Source organism: Acinetobacter sp. NBRC 100985, from assembly GCF_000241225.1.
Classification (GTDB): domain Bacteria; phylum Pseudomonadota; class Gammaproteobacteria; order Pseudomonadales; family Moraxellaceae; genus Acinetobacter; species Acinetobacter venetianus.
On the sequence record NZ_BAEB01000026.1, the window covers coordinates 36178 to 55325 of the forward strand.

Here is a 19148-nt window from a genome sequence, read left to right on the forward strand (position 1 = left end):
GCATTTCCTTACTTTTCAAAGATGAAAAGTAACAAAAATCTTTTGTTGGACTGATGGTATATCCCTATACCACAGTCCAACGGGCGGCATCCATGCCGCCTGTCACGATAGTGAATACCGTTCTAAAATTATGAAAAGCTCGATTAAGATAAAGCCGTAATCAACTTTTGGTGTAAACCACCAAAACCGCCATTTGACATGATCACCACAGCATCACCCTCACCTGCTTCATTGACTACACGAGCAATGATCTCATCCAGTGAACGACTGACTTCGGCTTTGTTTGATGATGCAGAGATGACAGGCTGTAAATCCCAATCCAAGCCTTCAGGTTGATACCAAATCACTTCATCTGCTAAACGCGCAGAGTGCGCCAAACCATCTTTATGGCTGCCCATACGCATGGTATTTGAACGAGGCTCGATAATCGCCCACAGTTTACGTTCACCTAAGCGTTTACGTGCGCCGTCCAGTGTGGTTTCGATGGCAGTTGGGTGATGGGCAAAATCATCATAGACTTCGATACCACGAACCGTTCCCAAAAGCTCCATGCGACGCTTCACACCACCGAAGTTAGATAAGGCTTCGCAAGCTTGCTCAAGGCTAACACCGACATGCTGAGCCGCTGCTATAGTGGCTAATGCATTAGCAACGCTATGCTGTCCTGTCATATTCCATTTCACTTCACCAATTACATTGCCATGTTCAAGCACGTTAAAGTGGCTACCATCGGCACTGATCAGTTCAGCAGATAAAGCCGCTTGATCATTCGGCTCAAGGCTAGTACGAACTACAGGCGTCCAACAGCCCTGCTCCAGTACTTCATCAATATTAGTTTCAGTGATTGGTGCAATAATACGACCTTCACTTGGAATGGTACGCACAAGGTGATGGAATTGTTTTTGAATTGCAGCAAGATCATCAAAAATGTCAGCGTGGTCAAATTCAAGGTTATTTAAAATCGTAGTTTTAGGATGATAGTGAACGAATTTAGAGCGTTTATCAAAGAACGCAGAATCATATTCATCTGCTTCTACACAGAAGTATTTGCCACCACCTAAACGTGCGCTTTCGCTAAAACCAAGCGGTACACCACCAATCAAAAATCCAGGATTTAAACCTGCTTGATCGAGTACCCAAGCTAACATCGTGGTCGTTGTGGTTTTACCATGAGTACCAGCAACACCGAGTACATGTTTGCCTTGTAAAACATGGTCAGCCAAGAACTGCGGGCCTGAAATATAAGGTAGACCTTCATTAAGCATGTATTCAACGGCATCAATGCCGCGTTTCATGGCATTACCTACAATCACGAGATCAGGATGGGGTTGTAAATGGCTACGATCGTAGCCCTGCATCAGTTCAATGCCTGCATTTTCGAGTTGGGTAGACATTGGCGGATAAACATTGGCATCTGAACCTGTGACTTTATGTCCTAAATCTCGTGCTAATAGAGCCAGAGACCCCATAAATGTGCCACAAATACCCAAAATATGCAGATGCATAACTCGCCTACTCCACTGCTTTTGATACAGCACAACTTGGTGTCTGTATTTGTCATTATCAATAAAAATCAATCGCAACGATAGCAAGGCTTGCAGTGAAAAGATAGTCAAAATTCGTTGTTGTTGTTTAGGAATCAGATTGCGAATAAATGATAAAATATAAGGTCTGTTGGATGATCTTCCCATACCCTGCAAGGCACATTTTAAAGCCTGAATTTTTCTAAAAGGATAAGACTTTGAGCCCGACTCTTATAGCGCTATGCTTCCTTATCATTTCCAATTGTTTTATGACTTTAGCGTGGTACGGGCATTTAAAATTTTTGCATCATGCACCTCTTTGGCAAGCCATTTTATTTGGGTGGTGTATTGCCCTACTTGAATATAGTTTTATGATTCCAGCAACCAAACTGCTTAATGCAAATGGCTGGAGTTTGGGTGAGATGAAAATCACCCAAGAAGTGGTAACGCTAATTGTCTTCGTTCCCTTTATGATTTTTCTATTCAAACAACCATTCAAGCTAGATTACGTCTGGGCGATGCTATGTTTATTGGGTTGTGTCTACTTTGTTTTCCGCAATCAAAGCTAATTTGATTCGAAATCATTCGCAGCGTTCTTTTGTTGGGGATGATTGAAAAAAACGCTATAATATTTGCCAATTTCTTCCTTCGTGCTTGGCGCAAGTCGAGATACTTCTCTATTTTTATCATGTTTTGGAAAAGCCAATGAATGCGGTCGCAACAGATAGCCAACCTTTAGTCGGGATTATCATGGGTTCTCAATCGGATTGGGCAACACTCGAACATACTGCAAATATGCTCAAACAATTGGGTGTACCTTTCGAAGCTGAAGTGGTTTCTGCGCACCGCACACCAGATCGTTTGTTTGAATATGCTGAAACAGCACGTGACCGTGGTATTCAAGTGATTATTGCGGGTGCTGGCGGTGCAGCGCATTTACCGGGTATGTGTGCAGCTAAAACTGACTTACCTGTACTTGGCGTTCCTGTTAAATCTTCAATTTTAAATGGCGTTGATTCATTGCTTTCAATCGTACAGATGCCTGCTGGTATTGCAGTAGGAACATTAGCGATTGGCCAAGCAGGTGCGACCAATGCTGCGATTATGGCAGCGCAAATCTTAGGTTTAACGCGTCCTGAAATTGCTAAAAATGTTGCTGACTTCCGTACTGCTCAAACCGAAAAAGTGTCAGGCAATAACATTCCTGGTCAAGTTTAACGGAGCTGATCATGAATAAAACCATTGGCATTTTTGGTGGCGGTCAGCTTGGACGCATGATGGCGCAAGCAGCGTTACCGCTTAATATTCAATGCAGCTTTTTTGAAGCAGAAACAGACTGCCCAGCAGCGATCCTAGGTCCAGTTTTTTCAAGTAAAACTGAGCAAGGTTTACAGGATTTTATTGCGAGTGCGGATGTTTTCAGCCTTGAGTTTGAAAATACCCCTGTGGCTGATGTAGATGTTTTGACACAAACCAAGACGCTGCACCCTCCTCGCCTTGCTTTGGCAACTGCTCAGAATCGTTTGGCTGAAAAATCCTTATTTGATGAATTGAATATTCCTGTTGCGCCGTATCGTGCTGTGGATAGCTTAGACAGCTTAAAACAAGCGGTGGCAGATCTAGGTTTACCAATCGTGTTGAAAACGGTGACAGGTGGTTACGATGGCAAGGGTCAATTTGTTCTCCGTTCAGGAGATCAGATTGATACAGCGTGGGCTGAACTTGGTCCGGCGAAAAGCTTGATCGCTGAAAGTTTTGTGAAATTCAGTCGTGAAGTTTCGATTATTGCAGTTCGTGGTCAAGATGGTGATGTCAAAACTTGGGCGCTTGCTGAAAACCATCATCATAATGGCATCTTGTCACACTCGATTGTACCTGCGCCAAATAGCACAGATCTGCAACCTGTTGCGCAAGATTATATTACCCGTTTGTTGAACCACTTAAATTATGTCGGTGTTCTTACACTCGAGTTATTTGTGACTGAGCAAGGTTTATATGCCAATGAAATGGCATGTCGTGTACACAACTCAGGTCATTGGTCGATTGAAGGCGCGATTTGCTCGCAATTTGAAAATCATATTCGTGCTGTGGCGGGTTTACCTTTGGGCTCAACTGATGTGGTTCGCCCAACGGTGATGATCAATATTATTGGTCAACATCCAAAATCTGAAGATGTATTAGTGCTGCAAGGTGCACATTTACATCTCTATAATAAGTCAGAGCGTACTGGGCGCAAGTTAGGCCATATTACCTTGATGCCAAATAATTCGGATGATTTAACAGGTCTATGCCGTCAATTAGCACAGATTTTACCTGTTCCTTTAGCATTGACGGCTGATATGAGTCTCTAAACTTATCCACAATGCCGTAAAAAAAGCGATCTTAGGATCGCTTTTTTATTGTCTGTCCATTTTTAAATTTAAAAAGCTTGTAGTTTGATTTTGTGGATAACTTTTATTTGCAATTTTGAATTTAAAGTATGACCCTAAATTTGAATTCAAATAAGTTTGCTTTCTAAGCTTGCGGTTTTAAATTCAAAAATAGAGGATGTTTTTAAATTTAAAAGCATAGTTAAATCTGTGTTTTGAATTTAAACTTTCATTTATGGATAACTCCTTAACTAATCTTAGTATTTTGAAATATAAGGAATTAAAAAAACAATCTATTGTTTTTCATGTTTTGGCTAAATTGAAATGAATTTAAAAGAGCTTGATTTTTTGAATTCAAAAGCATGAGTGTTGTGAGCTTGGTCTTTGAATTTAAAGTGTGAGTAGTGGTTGAGTGTTGTTTTGAATTTAAAAAAGTGATGTGTTTTATTTTGAATTTAAAAATTAGATCGAATTATGAATTTAAAAGTTGTGTTTTAAATTTAAAAGACAAGAAATGAATTCAAATTTACGTTTCCAAACTATACATCTGGGAGTGGCATGTTATGGTGAGGGAGAAATTTAAATTTAAAAATTCTGGTTTTAGACATGAAACAACATTTTTCTTTTTTTATAGGCACTGCCTTATTTGCTTTTTTCAACCAAGCTCATGCAGAGCTTGTTATTAATGGTGCAACGGTGTCAGCACCGACAACAACAGCACTATCTAACAGTACTTATTCACCAAACTCAAATTTCCAAGCATGTATTGCCAATTTGCGTTCCCAAGCCATTTCATCTGGCGTATCGGGTGCGACTTATGATCGTTACACGCAAAATTTAATGCCTGATTATTCCGTCATTGATAAATTAAATTATCAGCCTGAGTTTTCTACGGCGATCTGGGACTATTTATCGGGTCTGGTTGATAACGAGCGTGTTCAAGCTGGACAGCAAAAACTTGCACAACATCGTGATGTGCTTCGACGGGTAGAACAGACATATGGTGTACCTGCTGAAACGGTTGTGGCCGTTTGGGGTGTGGAAAGTAACTATGGTGATATTTCTGGTAAATATCCCTTATTACAAGCATTGGGTACTTTGAGTTGTGAAGGCCGCCGTCAAAGTTATTTCCGTGGTGAATTTTTTGCAACGATGCGTATTTTACAACGTGGCGATTTAACACAAGATCAATTATATGGTTCGTGGGCGGGTGCATTTGGGCATACCCAATTTATGCCATCAACTTATGAGCGTTTAGCGGTTGATTTTGATGGTGACGGTCGCCGTGATTTGGTTTCAAGTACCACAGATGCATTGGCATCGACAGCGAATTTTTTAAAACGAGCAGGGTGGCAAACGGGAATGCCTTGGGGCTTCGAGGTAAAAATTCCACAAGGGATGTCGATTTCAGGCGAAAGTCGTCGTAATAAAAAATCATTAAATCATTGGATTGCACAAGGGGTAACCCGTGCAGATGGCACTGCTTTAATTCAAGGAAATTTATCTGGCAGTACACCAGCGGGATTGATTGCGCCAGCAGGAGCAAGCGGGCCAGTTTTCTTGGTATTTAAAAACTTTGACGCGATTTACAGCTATAATGCAGCAGAAAGTTATGGTTTAGCGATTGCACATTTATCAGATCGTTTGAAAGGTGGGACACCATTTTTAACGGCTTGGCCAACCGATGATGCAGGGACTTCTCGTGCGGAACGTCGTGAAATTCAACAGTTTTTAATTAAACGCGGCTACGATATTGGTGCTGTAGATGGATTGATTGGTGATAAAAGTCGTCAAGCGATTCGCCAAGAACAAACTCGTTTAGGATTAAATCCAACAGGCCGTGCAGGACAACAAATTTTGCAAGCTTTCCGCCAAGAACAGGCAAAAGAAATGATGCAATAAATCTAAGAGATGATAAAAAGGTCTGCAGAAGCAGACCTTTTTATTTTAAGGTGCAGCGTCGAGTTTAACTGCTTCTAAAATATCAAAAATGACGGCAGTCACATCTTGACTTAGATCGCGATCATTAAAGATTTCATAAGCTGAAATAGTGACATCAGTATCGCTTGGGAGTTGTTTTTGTTCTTCTTCAATTAAATGTTCAATCGGTAATAAAGTTTGTTTTACTTCTAAATGTAGAATTTCATCATAACCAACATTTTCATCCTCGAGCTCAACCTCTTGCTCGTTGAAATAAGGAATTAAAATAGAATGGAGATATGGACTAATGTCTTGAATGTCCATGATTTCAACATCACGAGTTTGCTCAATCGTACTGATATGGTCGCTCACTTCGATGAGAATATGATAGTAACTCATGTTGTTCTCCATTAAGACTAAGATGATGTTTTATCAACACAATAACATGAAAAAAACAAAATAAGCGACCCATTCTTGTTACCTAAGTTTAAAAACATCATCTCTGTAATTTAGTTGATTTATCTACTAAATTTAGTCAGCAAAGCCTAACAGTTTTAAATCGGTATTGGTCAGCTGAAAGTCTTTAGCATCCTGTTCTTTAATTCTTGGATACATTAAAGATTTTGGGTCTTGAGTATGTTTCAGACCTAAAGCATGACCAAACTCGTGAGCTAAAGTGAGGCGTAGATCATCCAGTGATGAAAACTCATAAATAAAAATCTGCTTACCATCAAACTGTCCTTTATGGAGTACTTGTGGCTTAAATGTCTGGTTAAATTCATCGACTGACTGAACGAGTTGCTGACGTAATTGATTCGATTTTTCGGATTGTTTTTGAAGTTGTTGCACTTTTAGATTGTAATCATAGATACGTGCTTGTAAAAGCTGGCTTTGACTTTCAAGTGCGTGTTGTTGCTTTTGAAATTTTTTTGCCAATGTCTTTTTAGAGTGAGCAGCATTCAGTTGTTCTATAGCGGTTTGATAGGATTTCGCTTGTGCTTGGTATTCGGTTTTTTGTAATTCTAATTGTGTATCAGCATAGCGCAGTTGCTGTTTAAGTATTTGCAATTGTTGGTTCTGATCGAGCCAAATTTGTTGCTGTTTTTCTAATTGATGTAAATTCTCAGCGCGTTTTATACTGCGTATCTGACGTTGATCAAATACTAAATTTATGACAAATGTTGCTGAAGGATCATAAACAAAATAGTTTTGTCCTGTGTCTTTTGACCAGATTGCGGCAGCTTGTTGGCTTAGCTCGATTACTTGTTGTTTGTTGAGATTTAAGCGCGGGTCTAGCTCTTCGATTCGATAGCGTAAAGGATTCTCTGTACTGTAGCGAATCTGAGGAGATGTTGAACTAGAAGAAACTTTAGCTAAAGCTGAAGGAGAGAGCAGCATTAAAAAACATGTAGCCAACATAAAAATAAAGGGGTACATACAGGGAGATAAAATTGAAAAAGGACGTATTTTAATCAGATATGTTTAGTAGTCAAACTTATAAAAAAGAGAGTAATTCATCAATTTATACAATATTTCCATAAAATAAAGATAAATGTATATATAGAAATATAGCTTTAAATTGAGCATAAATTCGAGTATTGATTATGAATTAGACGAAATTTACATGAAACACAGTCATTTATTTTGAATTATACATATCGAATTTTTTAGTATTTTATGTGAAATTGAAAATTTATTAATATTTTATTTTTCATGTAAAATAAAAGTTTGTTTGTTTAATAAATATACCGTTTGGTGAAAAATTCCGTTTAACGAACAGTCGTGCGATGACTTGTTATTTAATTCATTGCACGTACCAGTTCTTGATCCGCTTTTGTGAGTTCAAACTTTTGTAAGTTTTGTTTTTGAATGACTGGATACATGATAGACGTTGGATCATCTGTGTGTTCTAAACCGAGCGCATGTCCGAGTTCATGAGCCAGTGTTAAGCGTAAATCTTCTTTAGATGTAAATTCATAAATATAGATTTGTTTACCGTTGAAATGGCCTTTATGAAATAAACGAGGTTGAAAGTTTTTGTTAAATTGATTTGCTGATAACACTAATTGTTTATTATTTTGATTTAGGCTTTGAATTGCTTGGTTTAATTGTTGAGTTTTTTGTTTATGTTGAGCTATTTCTTGCTTTAAAGAATTTGATTGAAGTTGTAGTTCTTGTTGGCGTTGTGCGAGCTGATCAGCCATTTGCTTAGATGAAGAACGAAGTTGATTAAATCGTTGTACATCAGCGTTATATTGTTGAAACTGAGAGGTCAGTTGGGTTTGCTTACTTGCTATGAGCGCCGTCATTTTCTGGATCTCATCTTTCACTTGTTGTAGTTGTAGCCTTTGATTTTCCCATTGTTGTTGTTGTTGATTGAGCTGATCTAAATTCTCTACACGATTTTTACTATGTTGTTGGCGTTCATCGTAAACAAAGTTAATCGTAAATTCAGCTTGTGGATCATAAATAAAGTTTTTTTGTCCTGTTTCTTGTTCCCAAATTTTCGCCGCTTGCTGTGTAAGCTCTAAAACTTGTTGGTTATCTAAATTAAAGCGTGGGTCGATGTCTGCAATTCGGTAATGCAATGGCATTTGCATAGATTCTTGTGTATGTGAACCCGCTGTATGTGATGCATTTTGGGCATAGCTTAGATTGGGTAGACCCATGCATAAGCATGCAACTAAAACGGCTAAACCTTGTTTGCGCATGAGCCAAACTCCCCCAAATAAGGTTTATTTTTGAGCAATATTATTTTGCCGTCAAAACGCTATCTACTTAATAAACAAGGTTTAAAAGTGTGACTTTTTTCCATAAAATAAAAAAATGAATGCTGTGAATAACACAACAAAATAAAACTGAGATGGAATATATTATGTCTTTTTATTCTAAATAAAATGATATAGATCAAAATCTTGTAGTTTATTGATTGGCTAAAAGTGTAGAGGAGTGGGAGAAAATCAATAAAAATCACTTTTGTTGTTTTTTTGTAAATAAAAGAAAGAGTGAGAAATAATTCACTTTTTGGTTAAAACTTTCACTTTTATCCATGCTATCGGTTGATTAAAAGCTCACGATCAGCTTGGGTCAGGCGAAAATTTTCAGCATTTTGATCTTTCATTAATGGGTACATGAGCGCGGCTGGATCATTTGCATGTTGTAGCCCAAGAGCATGACCTAACTCGTGTGCGAGCGTTAAGCGTAGATCATCTTCGGATTCAAATTCATAGATTAGAATTTCTCTACCATTAAATAACCCTTTATGAAATAAATGTGGTTGAAAGCGTTGTTTATATTGGTGAACAGACTGATCAAGCTGTTGGTTTAATTGATTTAACTCATCAACTTGCTGATTCAAAGTGCTAATTTTCTGATTGTATTGGGTGATTTCTTGCTGTACTTGTTGAATATTGTCCTGTAAGGCTTGTTGTCTTCGTTGAAAATAGTCCCGATCAACTATGGATGCAGGGCGTTGTTGAGCAATCAGTTGCTCTTGATTATATTGCTGAATTTGTTGATTGAGTTGTTGCTGTTTTAAATCGAGAAACTGTTTATTATTCAGAATTTCCTGTTCAGTTTGATCAAGTCGTTGCTTCTTATCCAGCCATTGTCGTTGACCTGTTTCGAGCTGGCTCAAATGTTCTCGGCGTTGTTCACTTTCAAATTGTCTTTCATCATAAATTAAATGAATGCTGAGTTGTGCATTGGGATCATAGACAAAATAATCTTTTCCAGTGCCATCTTTCCAGACTTGTGTCGCTTGTTGGCTAATCACTTTGACCTGCTCAACACTGAGTTTAAAACGCGGGTCAACCTCAGCAATACGATAACGTAGCCGATGATCCAAAGGATGAACAATACGCATCATGAGCGAATTAAATTTGAGTTGGGGGTGCTGGCGAGTTTGATAGCCTGACCAGAATAGGAATAGAATTAATCCCGATAAAATCAAAACACGAGTCATTGTATTTTATATTCTTCTAAATAAACTAATATAAATTCGTTGAAGATCAGATGTTGACTTAACGTTAAGTAGATCAAACTATAACAAAAATAGGGCAGTACTGAAAAATATTAAGGAATATCTATGTTGAAATACTTACTTAAAACGCCAGATCCTACATGGAATGCAGTTTCTCCAGCTCAGGCAAAAGCTGAAAATTTAAAAATTAAATACTTGGGGACAGCAGGATTCATTTTATCAGACCAATATCGCATATTGGTTTTAGACCCTTTTATTAGTCGTCCAGGCTTATGGCAGACTTTTACCCAGCCTTTATTAAGTGACCCAGTATTAGTGAAACGGTATATTCCCAAGGCAGATGATGTGTTGATTGGGCATGCGCATTATGACCATATTTTAGATGCACCAGAAGTGTGTAAACAAACGGGTGCACGTTTAATTGGTTCACAGGCCACTTTAATGTATGGACGCTCAGCAGGTTTGTCGGAACAGCAAATGCTAGAAACGAAAGGGAAGGAAGTGATTGACTGTGGAAAATGGCAAGTTGTCGGTTTATCTTCGATTCATGGTAAAGCCCTTTTTGGACGTATACCATTGCCTGGTGATATGACCACACCACCCCCTTATCCACCAAAATTTAACCATCTGCGACATGGGCAAGTGTTTAATTGGTGGATTGATACTGGCAAACTGAGTGTGGTACATATCGATTCAGCCGATTTTATTGAGCAGGAATTGCAGGGCAGACAGGCTGATATTGTATGTTTATGCGCGATTGGACGTAAATATCGCCCGAATTATGTTAAAGATGTGGTGAGGCTACTCAAACCGAAATACATTATTCCGTGTCATTGGGATACCATGGTGACACCGATTGACCAAACACCAGAATTATTGCCTGGCGTGAATATCCCCGAATTTATACAAGAAATTAAAGATAGTGGTGTGATGCCTTTGTTCATGCCAATTTTGGGTGAACTGTATTTTGACTAACCTATTAAGGTTAAAACATAAAAACTGTGCATAAGCACAGTTTTTTAATTCATCAATTTCTGTCCTCTTCCGATTTGGTTCTTTATGTAATTTTTTAATGAAGGTAGGATTTATTCGTTTGTTATTTGTTGCTGGCATTCCAATTCAATAGATTTTGGTAGATTTGAACGGTAGACCAAAATTAATCCTATAAAATTAAAAAGAAATATAATAAATTCAATTAAATATTTAATATTATATGGGTTTTCATTGCGATGATTAAAAGCATATAAGCTGATCTCAAACTTATAAACTTGAAAGGCAATATAGCTAAATAAGCCTAAGATCAAGAATATAAAACCCATCCCAAAAGGGTAGCGTTGGGGTATTGATAGTATTTTCAAGAAAATGATTGCAATGAGAAATCCAAGGACAAAGTTGGCATCGATACCTAATGTTTGCAGATAATTTAAAGGATAGAGTAAAGGGGTTGAGGGTAATATGATAATAAGGTTTCCAATTGGATAAAGCATCATCATCGATAGGCTTGTTGCTAAAAGAGTTAACTTAATTATTTTTTCCATATTCTCAAATATTTATATAAAAATTTTGGTCAATATACCCAGTATCAATTTTAAGTTCAATAAAAAACCGCGCATAAGCGCGGTTTTTTTAAAGAGACAAATTATTTTTTGTCATCTTTTACTTCAGTAAACTCAGCATCTACGACACCGTCGTCCGCTTTTTGTTGTTGACCTGCATCACCGCCTTGGAATGCATTTGGATCAAAACCTTCAGCGCCACCACCTGCTTGTTGAGCTTGCTCATAAGCACGTTGTGTAATCGGCATCAAAATGTTTTGTAACGCTTCAGTTTTCGCTTTGATTGCATCAACATCATTTTCTTTTGTTGCTGCTTCAAGTTCAGAAACCGCAGTTTCAACCGCAGTTTTTTCTTCAGCAGTAACTTGTTCACCAAGATCTTTAACCGCTTTTTGTGAGCTTGAAATTAGTGCATCAGCTTCGTTACGTGCTTTAGCAAGTTCTTCAAACTTACGATCTTCTTCAGCATTTGCTTCAGCATCTTTGATCATTGCTTCGATTTCAGCATCAGACAAACCTGAGTTTGCTTTGATCTGGATTGATTGCTCTTTACCAGTGCTCTTATCTTTTGCTGATACTTTTAAGATACCGTCAGCGTTAATGTCGAATGATACTTCAATTTGCGGTACGCCACGTGGAGCAGGTGGGATATCGCCTAATTGGAAGTTACCCAACAATTTGTTTTGTTGAGCCATTTTACGTTCACCTTGGTAAACCGAAATGTCTACGGCTGGTTGGTTATCAGCAGCAGTAGAGAACACTTGAGATTTCTTCGCAGGAATCGTGGTGTTTTTCTCAATGATCGGAGTTAATACGCCGCCCATTGTTTCGATACCTAAAGTTAAAGGTGTTACGTCTAATAAAAGAACGTCATTTTTGTCACCAGACAATACCGCACCTTGAATCGCAGCACCAATCGCTACAGCTTCGTCAGGGTTCACGTCTTTACGTGGCTCTTTACCGAAGAATTCTTGAACTTTCTGTTGAACCATTGGCATACGAGACTGACCGCCGACCAAGATTACGTCAGAGATTTCAGAAGTTGAAAGACCAGCATCTTTAAGCGCGATACGGCAAGGCTCAATCGTACGAGCAACTAAGTCAGCAACTAAACCTTCAAGTTTCGCACGTGTTACGTTGATCACTAAGTGTTTAGGACCAGTCGCATCAGCTGTGATGTATGGAAGGTTGATTTCAGTTGCGTTAGAAGAAGAAAGCTCAATTTTTGCTTTTTCAGCAGCTTCTTTCAAACGTTGCAACGCAAGTGGATCATTCTTCAAGTTTACGCTTTGCTCTTTCTTGAACTCTTCAACCAAGAATTCGATCAATGCGTTGTCAAAGTCTTCACCACCAAGGAATGTATCACCGTTAGTCGACAATACTTCGATTTGTTGGTCGCCATCTAAGTCTGCGATTTCAATGATCGATACGTCAAAAGTACCACCACCTAAGTCGTAAACAGCAACTTTACGATCGCCTTCTTTTTTGTCCATACCGAACGCAAGTGCAGCAGCAGTTGGTTCGTTGATGATACGTTTAACATCAAGACCTGCAATTTTACCTGCATCTTTAGTTGCTTGACGTTGTGCATCGTTGAAGTAAGCAGGAACAGTGATGACTGCTTCAGTTACTGTTTCACCTAAATAGTCTTCTGCAGTTTTTTTCATCTTTTTCAAGATTTCAGCAGAGATTTGTTGAGGTGCAAGTTTCTTATCGTTTACTTCAACCCAAGCATCACCATTGTCAGCTTTGATGATTTTGTATGGTACAAGACCGATGTCTTTTTGTACTGCTTGATCTTCGTAGCGACGACCGATTAAACGCTTGATTGCGAATAATGTGTTTTTCGGGTTTGTTACAGCCTGACGCTTAGCGCTTTGACCAACTAAGATTTCGCCATCTTTGTATGCAATGATCGATGGAGTTGTACGTGCGCCTTCTGCGTTTTCAATTACTTTTACTTTGTCGCCTTCAAGTACAGCAACACATGAGTTGGTAGTACCTAAGTCAATACCAATAATTTTCGCCATTTGATGTGTTCCTCTAAAATTTTGTGAATCCCCCTCATATGCTTTTCGGTAAAGGGGATTTGCTTGTTATTCGATATGAGAGTCAATCGTTTTTTTTCAAGCATTTTTATGAAAAAAAACTGAAAAACTCTCAAAATACTGGATTTATTGTCCGACCATGACCATTGCAGGGCGGAGTAGGCGACCATTTAAGGTATAGCCTTTCTGTAAAACCGTACCAATTTCATTCGCTTTAGCATTTGGATCGATACCAACCGCTTGATGAAGGTCTGCATTAAAACCATTTTTTGTGTCTGCTTCGACCACACCAAATTTTTCTAGCGTTGTAAGCAACGATTTTAAAGTCAGTTTTACACCTTCTAATACAGGTGTTTCTTCTGCACCAGCTGCTTGAATCGCACGTTCAAGATTGTCGACAGAATCCAATAGCTCTTTCGCAAATTTCTCAAGCACAGTGTCTTTATGCTTTTCTGATTCACGTTGAATACGTTCAACACTTTTCTGTGCTTCGTAAACGGCATTGGCAGTACGTGCTTTTTCGAGTTTTAAGCTTTCTTCGAGTTTAGTGATTTGCGCTTGTAAATCTTCAACGCTAAGCTCGTTTGCTTGCTCTACACCTTCAGCTTGAGTTTGTTCAGTCTGTTGCTCATTTTGAATGTCTTGAGCTTGCTCATTGTGCTCATTAGCCATTGATGATCTCCGTTTAAAAAAGTTCTCAAACATGTACAGTCCTTTTGGCATTGATGCTCATAGGGTCAAACCCGAACTGCCACGTATAGGTCATTCATAGATACGGATGAAGTATGGGCAACGCGACAAAATTCAAGCGTTCAGGTCGATTTAAATCTTTTAATTTTGCTTATTTAAGTAAAAACTTAAGTTTTCGATGACGAAAGCAATAAATTCTTGGGTTATTTTCGGTAAATGTTGTCTTGATGCATACACCAAAGACAAGGTGAGATCGGGCGCAGAAAAATCTGTAAACACTCGTTCTAAGCGCTGCTCGGCAAAATCTTGACGTACTAACAAAGTCGGTAGCATGGAAACACCTTGCGCTTTGAGACACATCTGATAGAGCGCGATCACATCATTGCTCTTAAACGTAACATTTAACGGATAGTTCTGTGGTTGCTGATCTGTATCAAAAAGCGTCCAATATTGATTGTGGGTATGATGAGCAATACATTCATGCTGAATCAATTGGCTGGGATGAGAGAGAGGAGGGTGATCTTTTAAATAATGTGGATGTGCGCAGAACACAGATTCAATTTGGCAGACAGGGCGAGCAATCAGTCCATCAGCAACTTTTTGCGTAATCCTAAGTGCGAGATCAACTTGGGCATCCATGAGATCAACGGTATTTTCAGTTAAATACACATCAAAATGAATGTGCGGATAACGTTTTTTAAATTGCTTGATGCATTCATTGACACCCAATTGAAATAAGAACAAGCCACACGTAAAACGAATAGTACCGCTATGTTGTTCTGGCGCTGCTAAACTTTCCAAGAGTTGTTGTTGTTGTAAAATATTTTCACAATACACCAGTGCTTTTTCACCTGCAGGCGTCAGTGAAACTTTGCGAGTATTGCGTTGAAACAGTCGAGTGGAAAATGTTTGTTCAAGGTGTTCCAAATAACGCGACACCATTGCTTTAGAGTAGTCTAAATGTTCTGCAGCTTTGCTGAGATTGCCTTGTTGTGCAATACAGACAAAGACTTGAATGGCTTTTAAGGTATCCATATTTATTTTGATTGTTGCAAGATATGCAACATTTTATCTTAATTTAGTGGGTTTATTTAGCAATAATTGCAATTTAAAGTGTTTCCTATCAGATCGGAGACAACATATGAAAATGAATCCTTATGCAATTGCATTCGCAACCATTGCAACATTAACAGCAGCATCAACGACATTTGCCCAAGACTTAACACTCCAAAACTTTTTAGCGAAGCCTGAGCATTTTGGTGTCACTTCTACCTTGATTGAAGGGGATAAAGAAGTCCTGTTGGTCAATGCTCAATTTTCAAAATCAGAAGCGCTTCGTATTGCAGCGGATATTCTGGACAGTGGAAAAACGCTGAAAACAATTTTTGTGAGTTATGGTGATCCAGATTTCTATTTTGGTTTAGATGTATTTAAACAATATTTCCCGAATGTACAAATCATTGCTACGCCTGAAACGGTTAAACATATTCAGGATACGCAAGCACTTAAAGTGGATTACTGGGGTCCAAAAAATGGGTGCCAATGCTCCAAGCAAAATTATTGTTCCACAAGCATACACAGCCAAAACATTAAAACTTGAGAATGAAACCATCGAAATCAAGGGTCAAAAAGAACTGACTTATTTATGGATTCCAAGTGTAAAAGCAGTGGTTGGCGGCATTCCAGTATCTTCAGGTATTCACCTTTGGACAGCAGATACCCCAACTACGAAAGATCGTGCTGAAGTGATCAAAACATTGGAATCGATCAAAGCACTTAAACCGCAAACTGTTGTTCCTGCACATATGAAGGCTGGTGCTGCTGAAGGTTTAAATGCGGTGAACTTTTCAATTGATTATTTAAAGCAATACGAACAAGCCGTTAAATCTAGCAAAAACTCAGAAGTGTTGATTAAAACCATGCAACAGAAATATCCAACGCTGACTGAAACAAGTAGCCTTGAGTTAGGTGCTAAAGTTGTTAAAGGTGAGATGCAGTGGCCTTAAGCCTAAATTAATAAAGCCGTAATCTTCTGATTGCGGCTTTTATTTAGATTAAAGTAACTATTAACCTATTCTTTGTAATTGTAAGCTTTTGGGTATGTTCTACGAGGTTTATATAAATTATAAAAAATGAAGATGTTCGATTTTTTCTTTAATAAATTCAGTTTATATCAAAAAAAGTTATGAATAGATAAGTGCTTAGCCAATTTTTATGATCAGAAAAATATGTGAAATCTGCTTTTAATTGATTAAATAAAAGTTGCAAAAGCACGCTGTATAAATAACAAACCGCTACTAATCCGCATCACGCCAGCAGAAAAAATTGTGAATGATAGGCAACGCAAAGATAACTTTGCTATTTGTCATAATGAAAGGAAATACACAATGAAAAAGTTAGCATTGATCTCTATGGTTGTAACTGGTGTTGCATTCACAGCTGTGGGTTGTTCGACTCAAGGTGGTTTAGATGCTTCTGGTTCAGCTCAAACTAGTGCAGGCCCAACAGGCGTACAAGGTGGTGTTGGTGTACAAGCTGGTACGTCTGTAGATGTTCAACCAGGCGGTGCTTCAGCAGATATTTCAGGTTCAGTATCTGGCTCAGCTGGTGCTGATGCAGCAGGCCAATAAATTTTTATGCTAAGTCGGCTTGCAATAGATTGAATGTTAGATGCCAAAAATCAATTTATAGATGTACTGCTATATATCATGCATAGCGACTTTATTCATAAAAATGACACTTTTTAAGTGCTATAAAACCAGAGTTGAGTCATTCAGTTCTGGTTTTATAATTTCTAAACAAAGCATTAAAATCTGTTGTTAATTGGCAGAAAAAACGAAATCGAATAAGCATAATGGTTAATGACTTTTAAAGAATAGCCCTTTAGCGTACGACATATTTTGAAATCTTATTCTTGATCTATGACTTTATAAAAGCATATAGTCAACGAGAACAAGAATTATGGACAGAGTGAGAGAAGGGGACGACAGTGACAGCATTACCTCAAAAAATTCAAACAATTTTAGATAAAGGACAAGGTCCTGCTGCACGAGCACTTGATAAGCTGCCCAAGATCGTACAAGAATCCCTCGCTAAACTTTTAGGCTATCCGTATCAATATCCAGATTTGGATGCATTTACCAAATGCCTTATGGCTGTTCAGATTAAACAAGGACGCATTGGCTTTATTGGAGATGATCCAATCGAATCACGCCGACAATTCGATGCGCAAATGTTGGCGATTTTAAATAAATCAACATCGATTGATTCAGTTGAAGATATTCGCTTACCACTACAAAGTGGAACTGTTTTCGCAAGACATTATCATCCTGCACCAAATAAAAAACTTCCAATGATTGTGTTTTATCATGGAGGAGGTTTTGTTGTCGGTGGTTTAGATACTCATGATGAAGCCTGTCGACTTATTGCCAAATATGCAAAAGTACAAGTCTTAAGTATTGACTATCCACTTGCGCCAGAAGTGTCGCCGCAACTCCTAATCAAATCATGTGAAGATGCATTAGCATGGGTTTATCAAAACCGCCGTCAGTTGAAAATTTATAAAAACCGTATTGCTGTTGCTGGCGATAGTGCAGGTGGAAACATCAGTACTGTTGTTGCACAGCACGCCGCAGGTAAGTCATACGCACCGCAAGCACAATTACTTATTTATCCAGTTGTCGATTTCAAAAGTCGACATCCTTCATTTTATGCATATGGGGAAGGGCTGGTGTTAACAAGTAAAGATGTAGATTACGTTACAGATTATTATGCAACGCAGCACAATGTTGCTTTGGATGACGCACTTATTTCTCCAACTTATGGCAGTCTTAAAAAGCTTGCGCCAGCATATGTGATTACTGCTGGACATGACTTACTGCATGATGAAGGTGAAATATATAGCCATAAGCTCAGACAAAGCGGTGTTAAAGTGCAATACATCGATTACCCTGAACAAACTCACGGTTTTATTAATTTAACTCCAATTTCGAGCAAGGCTAAACGAAATACGATCGAGATAGCTAAGAACTTCAGAAAGTTTTGGGATAAGCATCACTAATACTTTCAAACCGATGTTTCACGTGAAACATCGGTTTTGTGTTTTCAGAAGATAACAAATAGAAATAGCAAAAATAGATTGATAAAACTAAGATGACTCGCTACAACAAATCTATTTCTGTACAGAGAAAAGCAATCATGAAAAAACTGTTCATTACAACAGCTCTAATTTTGGCGAGTAGCCATTTATTTGCAAATACGATGGTGGATATGAAAACCAGTATGGGCAATATTGAAATCGAATTGTTTGATGATAAAGCGCCAGTGTCTGCAAAGAACTTTGAGAACTATGTAAAAAGTAATTTTTATTCAGGAACGATCTTCCATCGTGTCATCCCAGGATTTATGGTTCAAGGTGGTGGTTTGGATGCCAATATGATTGAGAAGACAACAAAAGCTCCAATTGTGAATGAAGCAAATAACGGCTTGAAAAATAATCGTGGTACTTTGGCAATGGCACGCACTAGTAATCCAAACTCTGCTACAAGCCAATTCTTCATTAATGTAGCCGATAACAACTTTCTAAATCGTTCGAATATGGACGCTGGCTATGCTGTATTTGGCAAAGTAACGAAAGGGATGGAGATTGTCGATAAAATCGTAAATGCACCAACAGGAAACTATGGAATGCATCAAAATGTACCTAAACAACCAATTAAAATTATCAGCGTACAGATAAAGAATAAGAAATAAAATATAAAAGCAGAAATATTAAAAATATATTTCTGCTTTTATTTCAATTATTTGCTGCTTTATTTTGGTGTTTTTAAAGCTATTTGTGTGTAAAAAAAGAACACTTGATAAAGCAAAGAGTTAAAAAAGCTTGCGCACCAAAAAAAATCTCCTATAATGCACACATCCCGACGCAATGAAGCAAAAATAACTTAGCTTTACGGTTAAGTTGTTAAATATTTATTGCGTTTTATTTATCGCTGACGAGGCGATAAAGAGATCATTAAGAGAATAGAAGAACAACTTGTGTGGATTTTTACTAGTTGATC

Annotated in this window: 17 protein-coding genes and 1 pseudogene; 9 read left to right on the forward strand and 9 right to left on the reverse strand. The window is 38.2% G+C overall.

Annotation, left to right across the window (positions count from 1 at the left end; all coding sequences use genetic code 11):
- Positions 1 to 143: 143 nt before the first annotated feature.
- Positions 144 to 1505 carry a UDP-N-acetylmuramate:L-alanyl-gamma-D-glutamyl-meso-diaminopimelate ligase gene (gene mpl / locus ACT4_RS10745; protein ID WP_007482176.1) on the reverse strand — a complete coding sequence of 454 codons (1362 nt, stop codon included), beginning with the start codon at positions 1503 to 1505 and terminating at the stop codon, positions 144 to 146.
- Between the two features lie 236 nt (positions 1506 to 1741).
- Here mpl and ACT4_RS10750 point away from each other — a divergent pair, with 236 nt between their 5' ends.
- The 4 genes from ACT4_RS10750 (at position 1742) to ACT4_RS10765 (ending at position 5794) form a co-directional block, all read left to right on the forward strand.
- Complete coding sequence (locus ACT4_RS10750) at positions 1742 to 2092, forward strand: DMT family protein (RefSeq protein WP_031234702.1); 351 nt, start codon at positions 1742 to 1744, stop codon at positions 2090 to 2092.
- 136 nt (positions 2093 to 2228) lie between these two features.
- On the forward strand, positions 2229 to 2741 hold the full coding sequence (purE, locus tag ACT4_RS10755; protein WP_004882201.1) for a 5-(carboxyamino)imidazole ribonucleotide mutase: 513 nt from the start codon (positions 2229 to 2231) through the stop codon (positions 2739 to 2741).
- An 11-nt stretch (positions 2742 to 2752) separates the two neighbouring features.
- The gene (locus ACT4_RS10760) at positions 2753 to 3874 is read left to right on the forward strand and encodes a 5-(carboxyamino)imidazole ribonucleotide synthase (RefSeq protein ID WP_007482179.1); all 1122 of its coding nucleotides are present in this window, start codon (positions 2753 to 2755) and stop codon (positions 3872 to 3874) included.
- Positions 3875 to 4498: 624 nt separating this feature from the next.
- Positions 4499 to 5794, forward strand: coding sequence for a lytic murein transglycosylase (locus ACT4_RS10765; protein WP_007482181.1), 1296 nt, complete (start codon positions 4499 to 4501; stop codon positions 5792 to 5794).
- 45 nt (positions 5795 to 5839) lie between these two features.
- Here ACT4_RS10765 and ACT4_RS10770 read toward each other — a convergent pair whose 3' ends face one another.
- The 4 genes from ACT4_RS10770 to ACT4_RS10785 all read right to left on the reverse strand — a co-directional run bounded on the left by ACT4_RS10770 (position 5840) and on the right by ACT4_RS10785 (position 9776).
- On the reverse strand, positions 5840 to 6223 hold the full coding sequence (locus tag ACT4_RS10770; protein ID WP_165593500.1) for a hypothetical protein: 384 nt from the start codon (positions 6221 to 6223) through the stop codon (positions 5840 to 5842).
- Between the two features lie 120 nt (positions 6224 to 6343).
- The gene (locus ACT4_RS10775; protein WP_034604976.1) at positions 6344 to 7249 is read right to left on the reverse strand and encodes a matrixin family metalloprotease; all 906 of its coding nucleotides are present in this window, start codon (positions 7247 to 7249) and stop codon (positions 6344 to 6346) included.
- Positions 7250 to 7611: 362 nt separating this feature from the next.
- Complete coding sequence (locus ACT4_RS10780; protein WP_007482185.1) at positions 7612 to 8523, reverse strand: matrixin family metalloprotease; 912 nt, start codon at positions 8521 to 8523, stop codon at positions 7612 to 7614.
- A 341-nt stretch (positions 8524 to 8864) separates the two neighbouring features.
- Positions 8865 to 9776: a matrixin family metalloprotease gene (locus ACT4_RS10785; RefSeq protein WP_007482186.1), complete on the reverse strand. Its 912-nt coding sequence runs from the start codon at positions 9774 to 9776 to the stop codon at positions 8865 to 8867.
- 123 nt (positions 9777 to 9899) lie between these two features.
- Between ACT4_RS10785 and ACT4_RS10790 the strand changes: the two genes are divergently transcribed.
- Positions 9900 to 10769: an MBL fold metallo-hydrolase gene (locus ACT4_RS10790; RefSeq protein ID WP_007482188.1), complete on the forward strand. Its 870-nt coding sequence runs from the start codon at positions 9900 to 9902 to the stop codon at positions 10767 to 10769.
- A gap of 110 nt (positions 10770 to 10879) precedes the next feature.
- Here the strand turns inward: ACT4_RS10790 and ACT4_RS10795 are convergent, their stop codons facing one another.
- The 4 genes from ACT4_RS10795 to ACT4_RS10810 form a co-directional block, all read right to left on the reverse strand.
- Positions 10880 to 11332 (reverse strand): hypothetical protein, encoded by a 453-nt coding sequence (locus ACT4_RS10795; RefSeq protein ID WP_007482190.1) that lies wholly within the window; start codon positions 11330 to 11332, stop codon positions 10880 to 10882.
- 101 nt (positions 11333 to 11433) lie between these two features.
- Positions 11434 to 13380, reverse strand: coding sequence for a molecular chaperone DnaK (dnaK, locus tag ACT4_RS10800; protein ID WP_004882189.1), 1947 nt, complete (start codon positions 13378 to 13380; stop codon positions 11434 to 11436).
- A 144-nt stretch (positions 13381 to 13524) separates the two neighbouring features.
- The gene (gene grpE / locus ACT4_RS10805) at positions 13525 to 14070 is read right to left on the reverse strand and encodes a nucleotide exchange factor GrpE (protein ID WP_007482191.1); all 546 of its coding nucleotides are present in this window, start codon (positions 14068 to 14070) and stop codon (positions 13525 to 13527) included.
- 159 nt (positions 14071 to 14229) lie between these two features.
- Positions 14230 to 15123, reverse strand: a complete 894-nt coding sequence (locus tag ACT4_RS10810) for a LysR family transcriptional regulator (protein ID WP_007482193.1) — start codon at positions 15121 to 15123, stop codon at positions 14230 to 14232.
- Positions 15124 to 15229: 106 nt separating this feature from the next.
- On the opposite strand from ACT4_RS10810, the pseudogene ACT4_RS10815 reads away from it, so the two are divergent.
- The 4 genes and pseudogenes from ACT4_RS10815 (at position 15230) to ACT4_RS10830 (ending at position 18840) form a co-directional block, all read left to right on the forward strand.
- Positions 15230 to 16094: pseudogene (locus ACT4_RS10815) on the forward strand (MBL fold metallo-hydrolase).
- A 381-nt stretch (positions 16095 to 16475) separates the two neighbouring features.
- Entirely contained in the window at positions 16476 to 16718 is a 243-nt protein-coding gene (locus tag ACT4_RS10820; RefSeq protein ID WP_004882185.1) for a hypothetical protein, read from the forward strand.
- Between the two features lie 359 nt (positions 16719 to 17077).
- Positions 17078 to 18148, forward strand: a complete 1071-nt coding sequence (locus ACT4_RS10825; RefSeq protein ID WP_007482199.1) for an alpha/beta hydrolase — start codon at positions 17078 to 17080, stop codon at positions 18146 to 18148.
- Positions 18149 to 18285: 137 nt separating this feature from the next.
- The gene (locus tag ACT4_RS10830; protein WP_007482201.1) at positions 18286 to 18840 is read left to right on the forward strand and encodes a peptidylprolyl isomerase; all 555 of its coding nucleotides are present in this window, start codon (positions 18286 to 18288) and stop codon (positions 18838 to 18840) included.
- The last annotated feature ends 308 nt before the right edge of the window (positions 18841 to 19148 follow it).

Bases quoted from the DNA above. Each gene is read 5' to 3' on its own strand.
- mpl (WP_007482176.1), bottom strand. From the start codon at position 1,505: ATGCATCTGCATATTTTGGGTATTTGTGGCACATTTATGGGGTCTCTG.
- purE (WP_004882201.1), top strand. From the start codon at position 2,229: ATGAATGCGGTCGCAACAGATAGCCAACCTTTAGTCGGGATTATCATG.
- ACT4_RS10760 (WP_007482179.1), top strand. From the start codon at position 2,753: ATGAATAAAACCATTGGCATTTTTGGTGGCGGTCAGCTTGGACGCATG.
- ACT4_RS10765 (WP_007482181.1), top strand. From the start codon at position 4,499: ATGAAACAACATTTTTCTTTTTTTATAGGCACTGCCTTATTTGCTTTT.
- ACT4_RS10770 (WP_165593500.1), bottom strand. From the start codon at position 6,223: ATGGAGAACAACATGAGTTACTATCATATTCTCATCGAAGTGAGCGAC.
- ACT4_RS10775 (WP_034604976.1), bottom strand. From the start codon at position 7,249: ATGTACCCCTTTATTTTTATGTTGGCTACATGTTTTTTAATGCTGCTC.
- ACT4_RS10780 (WP_007482185.1), bottom strand. From the start codon at position 8,523: ATGCGCAAACAAGGTTTAGCCGTTTTAGTTGCATGCTTATGCATGGGT.
- ACT4_RS10785 (WP_007482186.1), bottom strand. From the start codon at position 9,776: ATGACTCGTGTTTTGATTTTATCGGGATTAATTCTATTCCTATTCTGG.
- ACT4_RS10790 (WP_007482188.1), top strand. From the start codon at position 9,900: ATGTTGAAATACTTACTTAAAACGCCAGATCCTACATGGAATGCAGTT.
- ACT4_RS10795 (WP_007482190.1), bottom strand. From the start codon at position 11,332: ATGGAAAAAATAATTAAGTTAACTCTTTTAGCAACAAGCCTATCGATG.
- dnaK (WP_004882189.1), bottom strand. From the start codon at position 13,380: ATGGCGAAAATTATTGGTATTGACTTAGGTACTACCAACTCATGTGTT.
- grpE (WP_007482191.1), bottom strand. From the start codon at position 14,070: ATGGCTAATGAGCACAATGAGCAAGCTCAAGACATTCAAAATGAGCAA.
- ACT4_RS10810 (WP_007482193.1), bottom strand. From the start codon at position 15,123: ATGGATACCTTAAAAGCCATTCAAGTCTTTGTCTGTATTGCACAACAA.
- ACT4_RS10820 (WP_004882185.1), top strand. From the start codon at position 16,476: ATGAAAAAGTTAGCATTGATCTCTATGGTTGTAACTGGTGTTGCATTC.
- ACT4_RS10830 (WP_007482201.1), top strand. From the start codon at position 18,286: ATGAAAAAACTGTTCATTACAACAGCTCTAATTTTGGCGAGTAGCCAT.